At 58.2% G+C, this 14,156-nt stretch carries 14 protein-coding genes; 9 read left to right on the top strand and 5 right to left on the bottom strand.

All coding sequences use genetic code 11. The annotated features are described in order from the left end of the window. Window positions 1–18: 18 nt before the first annotated feature. Window positions 19–579 (top strand): hypothetical protein, encoded by a 561-nt coding sequence (locus tag NOM67_RS05750; protein ID WP_255934523.1) that lies wholly within the window; start codon window positions 19–21, stop codon window positions 577–579. A gap of 56 nt (window positions 580–635) precedes the next feature. Further along, the gene (locus NOM67_RS05745) at window positions 636–1,343 is read left to right on the top strand and encodes an SIMPL domain-containing protein (RefSeq protein WP_071910669.1); all 708 of its coding nucleotides are present in this window, start codon (window positions 636–638) and stop codon (window positions 1,341–1,343) included. A gap of 111 nt (window positions 1,344–1,454) precedes the next feature. Here the strand turns inward: NOM67_RS05745 and ahpF are convergent, their stop codons facing one another. The 3 genes from ahpF to NOM67_RS05730 all read right to left on the bottom strand — a co-directional run bounded on the left by ahpF (window position 1,455) and on the right by NOM67_RS05730 (window position 5,005). After that, the gene (gene ahpF / locus NOM67_RS05740) at window positions 1,455–3,035 is read right to left on the bottom strand and encodes an alkyl hydroperoxide reductase subunit F (protein WP_255934520.1); all 1,581 of its coding nucleotides are present in this window, start codon (window positions 3,033–3,035) and stop codon (window positions 1,455–1,457) included. 141 nt (window positions 3,036–3,176) lie between these two features. Then, on the bottom strand, window positions 3,177–3,743 hold the full coding sequence (gene ahpC, locus NOM67_RS05735; RefSeq protein WP_005299724.1) for an alkyl hydroperoxide reductase subunit C: 567 nt from the start codon (window positions 3,741–3,743) through the stop codon (window positions 3,177–3,179). 815 nt (window positions 3,744–4,558) lie between these two features. Beyond that, the gene (locus tag NOM67_RS05730) at window positions 4,559–5,005 is read right to left on the bottom strand and encodes a CBS domain-containing protein (protein ID WP_255934513.1); all 447 of its coding nucleotides are present in this window, start codon (window positions 5,003–5,005) and stop codon (window positions 4,559–4,561) included. Window positions 5,006–5,235: 230 nt separating this feature from the next. Here NOM67_RS05730 and queA point away from each other — a divergent pair, with 230 nt between their 5' ends. The 7 genes from queA (at window position 5,236) to nlpI (ending at window position 12,202) form a co-directional block, all read left to right on the top strand. Continuing rightward, window positions 5,236–6,288: a tRNA preQ1(34) S-adenosylmethionine ribosyltransferase-isomerase QueA gene (gene queA, locus NOM67_RS05725; RefSeq protein WP_042033560.1), complete on the top strand. Its 1,053-nt coding sequence runs from the start codon at window positions 5,236–5,238 to the stop codon at window positions 6,286–6,288. A gap of 71 nt (window positions 6,289–6,359) precedes the next feature. Then, window positions 6,360–7,496 carry a tRNA guanosine(34) transglycosylase Tgt gene (tgt, locus tag NOM67_RS05720; RefSeq protein WP_041207406.1) on the top strand — a complete coding sequence of 379 codons (1,137 nt, stop codon included), beginning with the start codon at window positions 6,360–6,362 and terminating at the stop codon, window positions 7,494–7,496. A gap of 50 nt (window positions 7,497–7,546) precedes the next feature. Continuing rightward, a complete protein-coding gene (yajC, locus tag NOM67_RS05715) occupies window positions 7,547–7,882 on the top strand; it encodes a preprotein translocase subunit YajC (protein WP_041207407.1) in 336 nt (111 codons plus the stop codon). An 18-nt stretch (window positions 7,883–7,900) separates the two neighbouring features. After that, a complete protein-coding gene (gene secD, locus NOM67_RS05710) occupies window positions 7,901–9,754 on the top strand; it encodes a protein translocase subunit SecD (protein WP_041207408.1) in 1,854 nt (617 codons plus the stop codon). Between the two features lie 10 nt (window positions 9,755–9,764). After that, window positions 9,765–10,712 (top strand): protein translocase subunit SecF, encoded by a 948-nt coding sequence (gene secF / locus NOM67_RS05705; protein WP_033114488.1) that lies wholly within the window; start codon window positions 9,765–9,767, stop codon window positions 10,710–10,712. 86 nt (window positions 10,713–10,798) lie between these two features. Further along, a complete protein-coding gene (locus NOM67_RS05700) occupies window positions 10,799–11,167 on the top strand; it encodes a rhodanese-like domain-containing protein (RefSeq protein ID WP_201912269.1) in 369 nt (122 codons plus the stop codon). Between the two features lie 90 nt (window positions 11,168–11,257). Continuing rightward, entirely contained in the window at window positions 11,258–12,202 is a 945-nt protein-coding gene (gene nlpI, locus NOM67_RS05695) for a lipoprotein NlpI (RefSeq protein ID WP_305121620.1), read from the top strand. Between the two features lie 62 nt (window positions 12,203–12,264). On the opposite strand, the gene NOM67_RS05690 is transcribed toward nlpI, so the two are convergent. Next, window positions 12,265–13,137: a U32 family peptidase gene (locus tag NOM67_RS05690; RefSeq protein ID WP_156852569.1), complete on the bottom strand. Its 873-nt coding sequence runs from the start codon at window positions 13,135–13,137 to the stop codon at window positions 12,265–12,267. A 13-nt stretch (window positions 13,138–13,150) separates the two neighbouring features. Further along, a complete protein-coding gene (locus NOM67_RS05685) occupies window positions 13,151–14,146 on the bottom strand; it encodes a peptidase U32 family protein (protein WP_041207411.1) in 996 nt (331 codons plus the stop codon). Between the last annotated feature and the right edge of the window lie 10 nt (window positions 14,147–14,156).

Genomic DNA, 14,156 nt, shown 5'->3' with positions numbered 1-14,156 from the left:
GCAGAGGAGAGGGGCGTCATGCAGTCATTCAACTGGGTCGACATTGATGGTATCCGTTATAGCTGGGATGGGCAGGGAACCATTACCTGCGCAGGCCAGTTTGGCTATCTGGCATCGATCGCGGGGGATCAGCTGGATGGCGTGGAGATCGAGAACGACGCCGGTGATGTAGCTGGCTCGCTCAGTGTCGATTTTGCCGCGGCATCAATCACCTACACCCCGGCAATGGATGCTGAAGAGTCTCATGGCGTCATCCTCGTAGGGCATGATCTCGGTCAGCAGGAGTACTCGCTGGCCAGTCTCTACTCCCCGCAGCTGCAGGATCTGCTGGGTCACTCCGAGACTATTCCCTGGTCTGTGGCAATGGAGGAGAGTGTACCGGCAGAGGTTCACTCTCAGCCACAAGGACATATTCTGTCGTGGGATTCGTTCCACTTTGATGACGAGGTGCTGGTCGCACAGGTCAGCAACACACCAGTATCTGCAGGGGGAGAGCATGAGTCTGCCCCGGTTGTCACCATCAGCCTTGATTTGACCAATCAGGTGCTGGATCAGATCCCGCCACTGCACGATATATGAATCTCACTTTGCTGCGGGCATAATGGCCTCAATCTTGTTGATTGAGGCTTTTTTCTATGTGGCGTCCCCTTCTTACCCTGTCGGCTCTGGTTGTCAGTGCCCCCCTGTTTGCCCTTGAAGTGCCGCAAGCACCCCATCTGGTGGTGAGTGGTTACGCTGAGCAGAAGGTGGAGCCGGACATGCTGACGCTCAATGTGTCGGTTACCGCGCTGGAAAAACAGGGGCTCAAGGCCAAGCAGCTGGTCGATACCAAGGTTGCCGCGTTTTTTGGTCAGCTTGAAGGGCTGGGCATCAAGCGTTCCGATGTGGAGGCCGGCAATCTGGTGGTCTCTCCCGAGTATCAATATGCCGAGAACAAGAAACCCGAGCTGCTCGGGTACCGTGCCCAGCGCCAGCTGGCGGTCAAGCTTTACCAGCTCGACAAGCTGAGCCAGCTGATGGATACCGCGCTCAAAGCCGGGCTCGAGTCGGTATCGCAAATCGAATATGGCCTGAAATCGCCGCAAACCGTCAAGGAGCAGGTGCGACTGGGGGCGGTGGAAGATGCCAAGAGCAAGGCCGAGTCGCTGGCCAAGGCCTTTGGCATGAAGCTGGGCAAGGTATACAGCGCGGAGTACCGCAACGCATCCCCGATGCCGCTCTATAGCCGCAACTTCAAGGCACAGGCGATGGCCGCGCCTGCAGCGGATATGGCGGCCAACAGCTATCAACAGCAGCAGATCACGGTGACTGACAATATCGACGCCGTTTTCCTGCTCGAATGATGCAGATGTCGTGATTGATGAAAACCCGCACCTGTTGCGGGTTTTTTTATGAAGCAACAGATGCAAAAAAGCCGACACGCAGGGTGTCGGCTTGTGCATTTTGGCGGGGCATCAGGCGGTGACGGCGTCAGCCTTGCTCGCTTGCGGCGCTGGGTTGCGAATGAGGTAATCAAACGCTCCCAGCGCGGCGGTCGCTCCGGCGCCCATGGAGATGATGATCTGCTTGAACGGCACCGTGGTGGCATCCCCTGCGGCGTAGACGCCGGACAGGGAGGTGGCGCCCTTGCTGTCGATCTCGATCTCGCCAAAGCGGGTCAGGGCCACGTCGCTCCCCTTGAGGAACTCGGTGTTCGGCACCAGACCGATCTGGACGAAGATGCCGGCCACCGCCAGATGCTTGATCTCGCCGGAGGTGCGATCTTCGTAATCCATGCCCACCACCTTGCTGCCGTCACCGATCACTTCGGTGGTGCGAGCACTCATGATGATGTCGATGTTGGCCATGGAGCGGGCCTTCTTCTGCAATACCTCGTCGGCACGCAGAGTGTCGGCGAACTCCACCACGGTAACGTGCTCGACAATGCCAGCCAGATCGATGGCTGCCTCGATACCGGAGTTACCGCCCCCGATCACCGCAACCCGCTTGCCCTTGAAGAAGGGGCCGTCACAGTGCGGGCAGTAGGCCACACCCTTGGTGCGGTACTCCAGCTCGCCCGGCACGTTCAGGTCGCGCCAGCGGGCACCGGTCGCCAGGATCACGGCGCGGCTTTTCAAGGTGGCGCCAGAGGCGAGATCCACGTTCACATACCCATCCTTGCTGATGGCGGCGGCGCGCTGCTCGGTGATCACTTCCACGCCGTACTGCTTGACGTGCTGCTCCAGGCTCGCGGCCAGCTTGGGGCCTTCGGTATAGGGCACGGAGATGAAGTTCTCGATGCCGACAGTGTCCATCACCTGGCCACCGAAACGCTCGGCGACGATGGCGGTGCGAATGCCCTTGCGAGCGGCATAGATGGCGGCGGCGGCGCCAGCCGGGCCACCACCGACGACCAGCACGTCGTAGGGGGCTTTTTCGCTCAGCTCCTCAGCTTTGCGCTCGGCGGCGCCGGTGTCGAGCTTGGCGACGATCTCTTCCAGCGAAATGCGGCCCTGGCTGAACGGCTGACCGTTCAGGTAGACATTCGGTACCGCCATGATCTGGCGCTCGTTGACCTCGTCCTGGAACAGGGCGCCATCGATCATGGTGTGGGTGATGCCGGGGTTGAGGGTGGCCATCAGGTTGAGGGCCTGCACCACGTCCGGGCAGTTGTGGCAGGAGAGCGAAATATAGGTCTCGAAGTGGAACTCACCCTTGAGATTGCGGATCTGCTCCTGCACGGCCGCATCGGCCTTGGAGGGGTGACCGCCGCTTTGCAGCAGGGCGAGTACCAGCGAGGTAAATTCATGACCCATGGGGATGCCGGCAAAATGAACGCGCGGGGCCTGGCCCTGCGGCGCGACGCTCATGGAAGGCTTGCGGGCATTGGTGCCATCGGTCAGGTAAATCTTGGGGGACATCCCGGCGATCTCGCTGGCCAGTGCCAGCAGTTCGGCGGATTTGTCGCTGTCATTGCCGGACACGCTGATCTCGATGGGATTGACGATGTACTGCAAGTAACCGTTGAGTTGTTGTTTGAGGTTGGTATCTAACATGGTCGAATTCCTTCTTGTGATTGCGGGTCGGCACTGTGACTGGGTACAGAAAATGGCGGTCCATAAAGTAGACCGGCGCGTTTTCTGAGGTCCGTAAACAAGACCGGCCCTTGAACGGGCCGGTCTTCAGAGCGGGGAGGCTTAGATTTTGCCTACCAGATCCAGGGACGGGGCCAGGGTGGCGTCGCCTTCTTTCCACTTGGCCGGGCACACTTCACCCGGGTGAGCGGCAACATACTGGGCAGCCTTGACCTTGCGCAGCAGCTCCAGTGCGTCACGGCCGATGCCGCCAGCGTTGATCTCGACGATCTGGATGATGCCCTGCGGGTCGATGACGAAGGTACCGCGGTCAGCCAGACCGGCTTCTTCGATCATCACGCCGAAGTTGCGGGTGATGGTGCCGGTGGGGTCGCCAATCATCGGGTACTGGATCTTCTGGATGGTGTCAGAAGTGTCGTGCCAGGCCTTGTGGGTGAAGTGGGTGTCGGTGGAGACAGCGTAGATCTCGACGCCCAGCTTCTGGAATTCGGCGTAGTTGTCGGCCAGGTCACCCAGCTCGGTCGGGCAGACGAAGGTGAAGTCAGCCGGGTAGAAGAACACCACGGACCACTTGCCTTTCAGGTCAGCGTCAGACACCTGAACGAATTTGCCATTGTGGTAGGCGGTAGCGTTGAACGGCTTGATTTCAGTGTTGATGTAGGTAGACATGGATTTGCTCCTTGGTGATGTACATATGCCTGTCCGGGTTTGCAGAGTCGTGTCGGACGAGGCGTTTAACTTTCGATGGAGTCATCATAGGAGGATGTTCTAATCGATTAAAGCCACAAAATTGAATCGCTTTAATCGGTATATTGGATTTATACGCGGTGGCTTATCGTCGGTGCCGCTGGTAGCCACAGTCGGGCATCCCCCTCGCAAGGCCGCTTGTTGCCTTCAAGGAGGGGGTTGCGGACCAAATCGGTCGCTATAAATCAAATTTATGGGTTTGGCGAGAATTACCCGATTTTAATTTATACCTCCCCTATGTCTGGCAAAAAGAGGTAGTGGGGGCTTGCCGAAAGAAGATGAGGATATCGCCCGATCTGGGGGATCGAGTGGCCATATGGATCGGGAGCAAAGAAGAGCGGCACAAGCAGCAAGAGGGGAGGTGGGGGGGATAAAGCAGAAGCCGACCCGAGCTAGTGCAAGCGGGCTGCACGTTTTGCGCAGATAAAAAAAATCCCGGCGCTATCGCAACGATAAAGCCGGGTCATCAAACAAGGAATGGCTATATAAACAAATGCTTTACAGCAAAGACTAACTACGGGGTGTGCAAACTTGCAGACATATGAGAGGAAGAGGATGGGTGCACACTCCTTCATCTCCCCCTCGGCAACTATTGCATGAGGGGGATAATAGTGTGATGGAGATCACATAGCAAGTAATTGGTGTAATTTTTCAATCAAAATGAAACACTTTCACCTTTATTGCTCTTTTTTACTGCTGAAAACGCTTTTTCTGTAATTAAATTACAGTCTGCCGTGTCAAAAATCGGTGGGCGGCTCCTGCTCCTCCATCAATTCCAGCAGATTGATGGCCACCGAAATGAAGTCCGATTCGGTGACGATGCCGATGAGCTTGCGTCCCTTGAGCACCGGCAGACAGCCATACCGGTGGCGCTGCAGATAGAGTGCTGCCTCCTTGATGCCGGCATGGGGATCCACGCTCGCAACCTGGCGGGTCATGATCTCGTCAAGGTGGACGCTGTCGGTAAACTCCGCCTCCCGCTCCGGGCTGATTAGCAGCAGCTTGGATTCGCGAGTGGCCAGGATATCGGTGAGGGTGACCAGCCCCTGCAGATGGTGGTGTTCGTCAACGATGGGAATGTGGCGGATCCGCTCCTGATGCATCAGATCCATCGCCTGTTTGACGCTGTTCTCCGGCCCTAGGGTAAAGGGATGTTCCGTCATGATTTCGGATATGGTCATCATGGTAGGCCTCCTGATTGCATTGGTTTTTCTTCTCCGCCTGTCTCCACCCTAGCCCAGCCATGGGTGGCAAAACATGATCAGGGTCAATACAAAACATTAAAGAGTCATTAACCGGTTGGTGGTCACAAAATTGCCCGCTACCCCTTGTCTCTCTTGGGTTTTTGGTCTTTTGGGTTGCCTTGGAAGATGGGGATAACTAGACTAGCCGCCGATTCCCCCCGAGGTGAAAGATGCAAGTATCCGATTTTCATTTTGATCTGCCAGACGAGCTGATTGCCCGCTATCCGATGGCGGAGCGTACCGCCAGCCGTTTGTTGCAGCTCGACGGCCAAACCGGCGCCCTGCGCCACGGTCAATTTGTCGATGTGCTGGACCAGCTCAACCCGGGCGACCTGCTGGTATTCAACAACACCCGCGTCATTCCGGCCCGCATGTTTGGCCAGAAGGCCAGCGGCGGCAAGCTGGAGGTGCTGGTCGAGCGCATTCTGGACGAGCACAGCGTGCTGGCTCATGTGCGGGCCTCTAAGGCGCCCAAGCCGGGCACCCGGATGATCATGGATGGTGGCGTGGAAGCTGAAATGCGCGCCCGCCACGATGCCCTGTTCGAGATCCATTTCCTCGATGCACGTCCGGTGCTGGAGATCCTGGAGGCCATCGGCCACATGCCGCTGCCCCCCTATATCGACCGTCCCGATGAGGATGCCGACAAGGAGCGCTACCAGACGGTCTACAACCAGAAGCCGGGTGCCGTTGCTGCGCCGACCGCCGGTCTGCACTTTGACGAGCCGCTGCTTGAGAAAATTCGGGCCAAGGGGGTTGAAACTGCCTTTGTCACCCTGCATGTAGGGGCGGGGACCTTCCAGCCGGTGCGGGTGGAGAAGATTGAAGATCACCATATGCACTCCGAGTATGCCGAAGTGCCGCAAGAGGTGGTCGATGCCATTGCCGCTACCCGTGCGCGCGGCGGTCGGGTGATTGCCGTTGGCACCACCTCGGTTCGTTCGCTGGAGAGCGCCGCCAAAGTGACTCTGGCGCAGGGCAAGCCGCTGGCGCCCTTTTTTGGCGACACCGACATCTTCATCTTCCCGGGCTACCAGTTCCAGATTGTCGATGCCATGGTGACCAACTTCCACCTGCCGGAGTCGACCCTGATCATGCTGGTCAGCGCCTTCGCCGGGTATGATAACGTGATGACCGCCTACCAGGCCGCCGTGGCCGGGCAATACCGTTTCTTCAGCTACGGGGACGCCATGTTCGTCACCCGTCGCCGGGGCGAGGCATAAGCTTCGCCTTTTATAGCGGGCCGAATGGCCTTTAATTGTCAGACTGTTTCTCTGACTGAATCGAGGTAGCAATGAAATTTGAACTGAAAACCACCGACGGCCGTGCCCGTCGCGGTCAGCTGGTATTCGAGCGTGGCACCGTGCAGACTCCGGCCTTTATGCCGGTCGGTACCTACGGCACCGTCAAGGGGATGACCCCGGAAGAGGTGCGTGAGACAGGTGCCCAGATCCTGCTTGGCAACACCTTCCACCTCTGGCTGCGTCCGGGTCAGGAAGTGATGCGCGCCCACGGCGATCTGCATGACTTCATGAACTGGCAGGGCCCGATCCTGACCGACTCCGGTGGTTTCCAGGTATTCAGCCTGGGCGACATCCGCAAGATCACCGAAGCGGGCGTCCACTTCCGCCACCCTATCAATGGCGAGAAAATTTTCCTCGACCCCGAGAAGTCCATGGAGATCCAGTACGATCTGGGCTCCGACATCGTGATGATCTTCGACGAGTGCACCCCGTATCCGGCCACTTACGAAGAAGCGCGCAAGTCGATGGAGATGTCCCTACGCTGGGCCAAGCGCTCCCGCGACAAGTTCGACGCTCTTGGCAACAAGAATGCCCTGTTCGGCATCATTCAGGGCTCCGTCTACGAGCCGCTGCGTGACGTATCGCTGGAAGGTCTGCTGGAGATCGGTTTTGACGGTTACGCGGTCGGTGGTCTGGCGGTGGGCGAGCCCAAAGAGGACATGCACCGCATCCTTGAGCACGTCTGCCCGAAAATCCCGGCCGACAAGCCGCGCTACCTGATGGGCGTGGGCAAGCCGGAAGATCTGGTGGAAGGGGTCCGCCGCGGTATCGACATGTTCGACTGCGTGATGCCGACTCGCAACGCCCGCAACGGTCATCTCTTTACCACCGATGGTGTGGTCAAGATCCGCAATGCGAAGTATCGCAACGACACCAGCACCCTGGATGCCGACTGCGATTGCTACACCTGCAAGAACTACACCCGCAGCTATTTGCACCATCTGGACAAGTGCAACGAGATCCTCGGTGCCCGTCTGAATACTATCCATAACCTGCGTTACTACCAGCGTGTTATGCAGGGTTTGCGGGACGCGATCGAGCAGGGTAAATTAGACGACTTTGTAACAGAGTTTTACCGTCGGCAAGGGAAGCCCGTGCCTCCGTTAGCTGTAAATGACGTTAAATAACAATAATTTATAAGCTAGTTTTCAAATCTACATCAATAAGAGGTTGTTAAATGAGCATTATCTCCAAGGCGTATGCAGAAGGCGCAGCTCCGGCGGCACAGGGTGGTGGCATGGAAATGATCATCATGCTGGCCGTATTCGGTCTCATCTTCTATTTCATGATCTACCGTCCCCAGGCCAAGCGCGCCAAAGATCATCGCAATCTGATGACCTCTCTCTCCAAGGGTGACGAAGTGCTCACCTCCGGTGGTCTGGTTGGCAAGATTGCCAAAGTGGCTGCCGACAGCGATTACCTGGTGATCGCCCTGAACGACCAGACTCAAGTCACCATCAAAAAGGACTTCGTTTCTGCCGTTCTGCCCAAGGGTTCTATCCAGTCCCTTTAATCTCCCAAGGAGCACAGCGTGTTGAATCGCTATCCGCTGTGGAAATACCTGATGGTGATCGTGGTGATCGCCATCGGTTTTCTATATGCAGCCCCCAATCTTTACGGCGAAGACCCGGCCTTGCAGGTTTCTGCCAGCCGTGGTGCCGAAGTCAAGCTAGATACCCTTGACCTGGTGAAAGAGAGTCTCGACGAGGCCAAGATCCCGGTCAAACATGCTGCGTTCGAGCACGGTCTGATCCTGATCCGTTTCAAGAACACCGAAGATCAGCTCAAGGCGCGCGATATCGTCGCCAACAAGCTGGGTGACAACTTCATTACCGCTCTCAACCTTGCCCCCTCTACTCCTGCCTGGCTCGAAGCCATCGGTGCCAACCCGCTCAAACTGGGTCTGGACCTGCGCGGTGGTGTGCACTTCCTGATGGAAGTGGACATGGCCGAGGCGCTGACCAAGCAGCAAGAGCAGATGGTGCAGGATTTCCGCTCCGAGCTGCGTACCCAGAAGATCCGTTACTCCGGCGTGCGCCGGGTCGGTGACAAGGTACAGGTGGTATTTCGTGACGAAGCGGATCAAGAGCGTGCTGTCACCCATCTGCGTCGCCAGAACCCTGATTTGACCTTCACCACCGAGCAGAAAGGGGATGAATTCATCCTGATGGCCGGTCTGAGCGAAGCGAAGATCAAGGAAGTGAAGAAGTATGCTCTCGAGCAGAACATCACCATCATCCGTAACCGGGTCAACGAACTGGGTGTCGCCGAGCCGCTGGTACAACAGCAAGGCGCCGAGCGCATTGTGGTTGAGCTGCCCGGTATCCAGGATACCGCCCGTGCCAAGGAGATCCTCGGCGCGACCGCGACCCTGGAGTTCCACATGGTCGATGAGACTGCCGACATTCAGGCTGCGGCCGACGGTCGCGTACCGCCGAGCTCCAAGGTCTACAACGATCGCAATGGTCGTCCTGTCGTGCTGCAAAAGCGGGTGATCCTGACCGGTGACCACATCGTGGGTGCCCAGTCCGGTTTCGACGAGTACAGCCGTCCCCAGGTCAACATCAAGCTTGATGGCCAGGGTGGCAACAAGATGGCCAACTTTACCAAGGACAACGTGGGTAAAGGGATGGCGACCGTCTTTATCGAGTACAAGCCGGTTGGTCAGCCTGGTCCGGATGGCAAGCGCAAGTTCCGCAAGCAGGAGGAGGTGATCAACGTCGCCACCATCCAGTCGCGCCTTGGCAGCCAGTTCCGCATCACAGGTATCGACAACGCCAACGAAGCCCACAACCTGGCGCTGCTGCTGCGTGCCGGTGCCCTGATCGCCCCGATCCAGATCGTGGAAGAGCGCACCATTGGCCCGAGCCTGGGTCAGCAGAACATCGACAGCGGTATGCAAGCCATCGGCTGGGCCATGCTGGTGATCGTGCTGTTCATGGGGATCTACTACCGTGCGTTCGGCTGGGTTGCCAACCTGGCGCTCTGTATGAACCTGGTGCTGATCGTCGGTATCATGTCGATGATCCCGGGGGCCACCATGACCCTGCCAGGCATCGCCGGTATCGTGCTGACGCTCGGTATGGCGGTGGATGCCAACGTGCTGATCTACGAGCGTATTCGTGAAGAGATCCGCAACGGCCGCGGGGTTCAGCAAGCCATCCATCTGGGCTTTGATCGGGCATTCTCGACCATCGCCGACTCCAACGTCACCTCGCTCATCACCTGTGTGATCCTGTTCGGTATCGGTACTGGCGCCATCAAGGGCTTTGCCCTGACGCTGGGCATCGGTCTGACCGCCTCCATGTTTACTGCCATCACGGTCTCCCGCGCCATTATCAACCTGGCCTGGGGTGGACGGCGCATCGACAAGTTGCCCATCTGAGGATAGAGAGATGTTTCAGATTCTACATTTTGAAAAACCGATCCCGTTTATGCGCTATGCCAAAACGGGTGTGGTCTTCTCTTCCGTGCTGATGGTGATCGCCCTCTTCTTTCTGTTTGATCGGGGCCTGAACTGGGGTCTGGACTTCACCGGTGGGACCACCATCGAAGTGGGGTTCCAGCAGTCGGTGAGCCTGGACAAGATGCACCAGGTGCTGGAAGAGCAGAAGATTGAAGGGGCGAGCCTGCAACACTTCGGCTCCAGCCGTGATGTGCTGTTCCGCCTGACCCCGAAAGAGGGTGTCAAGGTCGAGGAGCAGGGTAACGAGGTGCTGGCTGCTGCCAAGCTGCTGGATCCCGGTGCCGTGCTCAAGCGCGTCGAGTTCGTCGGTCCCTCCGTGGGTGACGAGCTGGCGACCGATGGTGCACTGGCCATGCTGGCTTCCATCATCTGTATCCTGATCTACGTGGCGGTGCGCTTTGAATGGCGTCTGGCCATGGGCGGCATCCTCTCGCTGGTGCACGACGTGGTGATCACCCTCGGTGTCTTTGCCTACTTCCAGTACGAGTTCGACCTGACCGTACTGGCGGCATTGATGACCTTGGTGGGTTACTCCCTGAACGATACCATCGTGGTGTTCGACCGCTTGCGGGAGAACTTCCGCAAGGTGCGCAAAGGGGATACCGACTACATTCTGGATCTCTCCATGACCGAGACCCTGAGCCGTACCATCATCACCTCTGGCCTCACCTTCGTGGTGGTGCTGGCGCTGCTGCTCAAGGGCGGCGCGCTGATCCACGGTTTTGCCGTGGCCATGGTGATCGGTGTGGCCTTCGGTACCTACTCCTCCATCTATGTGGCGAGTGCGTTTGCCATGTTCCTCGGCGTCAAGCGCGAGCACATGCTGCCAACCCAGGTAGAGAAAGAGGGTGCGGATCAACAGGAAATCCTGCCGTAAACCACGAAAGAGCGCCGCAAGGCGCTCTTTTCTTTTTCGCTGTTGTCGTATGCTGACGCAGATGATTTCAACAAAAGGAGCTTGCCATGCAACATAATCCCCGTTTTCTGGCGCTGGTAGAAGGGATCCGCTCCCGCGTAGCCGAGACCGATGTTCACCAGATCAAGCGCTGGCAGGATGAGGGGCGCGCTTTTCATCTGATCGATGTGCGGGAAGAGAGCGAGTGGGCCAAAGGTCATCTGCCCGGCGCCCTCTATTTGGGTCGTGGCGTGATTGAGCGCGATATCGAGACCCGTTTTCCCGATGTCGATACCGAGCTTTACCTCTACTGTGGCGGCGGTTTTCGCTCCATTCTGGCGGCAGACAATCTGCAACAGATGGGTTATCGCAAGGTGATCAGCGTCGATGGTGGTTTTCGCGGCTGGCTGGATGCCGGATACCCTGTCGAATCCTGATTTATTTGAGAGAGATAGGCTGAGCTACATGACAAAGCGACGGTTGACCTTTACCATATGCGGGGTCAAGCGTAAGCGTCGGAGTGTTCATTGAACGTCAGGAAAGGGATTGGATACCTCCTCGGTATCCTGTTGCTGCTCCCTATGTGGGGTTGCAGCAGTAGCAGTCAGGTTAATGCCCCTCAGGTTCCCAAGCCGCAGCCTGCATCTCTGGTGTTGGCGACCCCTTTGCAGGTCTCCTACCAGAGCGAGCTGGCGCTAGCTCGACTCGGGCAGATGCTCAGCGAGATGGAGCTGACCACGGAGCAGCGTGCCGAGCTGTTCTATGAGCGTGCAGTGGTCTTTGATCGCGTTGGTTTGCGCTCCCTTGCACGGCTCGATTTCAACCGTGCCTTGCGGGAGAAGCCCGATTTCGCCGAAGCCTACAACTTCATCGGCGTCTATCTGGTGCAGCAGCAGAATTATGACGAAGCCTACGAGGCATTCGATTCGGCGCTCGAACTGGCGCCCGATTATGACTATGCCTACCTGAACCGTGGCATCGCGCTCTACTACGGCAATCGCCCGGAGCTGGCAGCCGCCGATATGAAGCGCTTCTACGAGGCGCAGCCGGAAGACCCTTACCGGGTGATCTGGCTCTATCTGGCCGAGCAGAAACTCGATCCGGCAGCGGCCATGAGCCGGATGCGCGAGCGTCTCAACAAGTACGATGACGATGCCTGGAACTGGGATCTGGTTCGTCTCTACACCGGCGAGATGAATGCCACCGAGTTGATGGGCAATGTGGTCAAAGGGGTGAAGGATAACCGGGAGCTCGCCGAGCGCCTGTGCGAAACCTACTTCTATCTGGGCAAGTACGAGCTGGGTCGGGGCAACCGCAAGGAGGCGATCAGCTACTTCAAGCTGGCGCTCTCCAACAACGTCTACGACTTCATCGAGCATCGCTATGCCTTGCTGGAGCTGGAGCTGATGGCACGCAAGCCGCTGCCTCCCGGCGCCCAGAGTAGCCAGAGCAAGAGCGACCGCCCCTCCTGAGGGAGCGTGAAAGTGTAAAAAAGGCCTCATTGCGAGGCCTTTTTGTTTTGCGTGGTTTGCGCTTATTCCACCAGGCTCATGCCGGGGATCTGGCGCCAGTAGCCGTTGCACTCACTCCCTTTGTGCAGGGGGAGGGGCGCGTCACCTTGCTGGTTGGCCTTGAAGCGAGCCAGCATTTCGAGGGTCTCCATCCCTTGTGGAGATAGGCGCACCACATCCACCAGACCTGCCATCCCGGCCAGATCGTTACCCAGGTTGTAGCAGTAACCGGACTGGGTCTGGATACCGTTGAGGTTGAAGACGCGTTGCCCCTCGCGGCTGTTGGCCAGCCGTCCGGTGGGGTAGTTGATGCAGGCGAGTTCGCAGTTGTCTTTAGGCTTGTCGAGAGAGCGGGCGGTAAAGCAGCGTGCCGAGTAGGCGAGCGGCAGGTGGCCGTAGGCGAACACCTCCACTTCGAACTGCTGGCGCGTAGCCCCCAGATCCTGCTCAAGCTGTACCAGCCAGTCCCGTGAAAGCTCCACCGGCATGACCCAGCGCTTCATCCCCTGCTTGAGCAGCATGCGCAACACATCGGCGTTGTAGGCATTGATGGCCGGGCCACAGACAAATGGAAGGCTCGCTTCATGGGCAAGCTGGACTGTGCCAAGATCGTTGGCTTCGACCATCAGATCGCCATTGTCGACCAGCCGTTTCACCTCTTTCAGCTCGGAGGGGGCGGAGATGAGCGCCAGCGTCGAGAGCACCACCTGCTTGCCGGAGCTCGCCACTTCGCGGGCGAGGGAGATCCAGTCATCGACTTTCAGCTCGCGTCGCTTGCTGCAGACGGTTTCCCCGAGATAGACGATATCTGCTTCGCTTTGGGCTGCGGCGCGGTAAAAGGCTTCGGTATCGGCTTTGGGCCAGTAGAAGAGTAGGGGCCCGAGAGAGAAGTTCATGGATAGGGGCTCCTTATTGCCACTGACGATGATAGGCGCCAAGGGTAGTCTGGCTACCTTCGGAAACACGGGCGAGCTGGGCATCCCATTCTGCTTTGACCTGATAGGCCTCGGGATTGGCCTGATAGGCGTCGATGGCGGCGCGCCAGACCCGGGTCACTTGCTCCACGTAGGCAGGGCTGCGCTGACGCCCCTCGATCTTGACCGACTGGATACCGGTCTGGAACAGCTCGGGCAAGAGACCCAGGGTATTGAGACTGGTGGGCTCCTCCAGCGCGTGGTAGGTCTGGCCATCCACTTCGAAACGTCCCTTGCACAGGGTTGGGTAGCCGGCATTCTCACCGGGGCCGTAGCGGTCGATCAGCACCTCGTTGAGCCGTGATTCGAGGCCGTTCGGGGTCTCTTCCCAGCGCACGAATTTGGCCGGCGAGCAGGCGCCGACGGTATTGGGGCTTTCGCCGGTCATGTAGGAGGAGAGGTAGCAGCGCCCCTCGGCCATGATGCAGAGACTGCCAAAGGCAAAAACCTCAAGGCCGACATCGGTCTCGCGGGCCAGCTGTTTCACCTGATGCATGGATAGCACCCGTGGCAGCACCACCCGTTTGACATTGAACTGCTGCTGATAGAAGCGGATGGCGGCAGCATTGGTCGCGCTGGCCTGCACCGAGACATGCAGCTCCATGTCGGGATAACGGCGGCTGGCATAATCGAGCACGGCAAGGTCGGCAATGATGAGAGCATCGGCACCGAGAGCCACCCCGCGGTCGACCGCCTGCTTCCAGCGAGCATCGGCTCCAGGATGGGCGAAGGTATTGATGGCGATATGAAGTTTGCGATCATGCTGATGCACATAATCTACCGCCTTCTCCAGCTTGCTGTCGGTAAAGTTGAGACCGGCAAAGTGGCGGGCATTGGTGTCATCCTTGAAACCGATATAAACGGCATCGGCCCCGTTATCCACGGCGGTTTTCAGTGCCGGCAAACTGCCTGCCGGACAGAGTAATTCCATTGGTACGCTC

Source organism: Aeromonas sp. SG16 (assembly GCF_024436135.1).
Taxonomy (GTDB): Bacteria; Pseudomonadota; Gammaproteobacteria; order Enterobacterales; family Aeromonadaceae; genus Aeromonas; species Aeromonas jandaei.
Note: the sequence above shows the minus strand (reverse complement) of the source record. Positions and strands in the feature narration are given on the sequence as shown.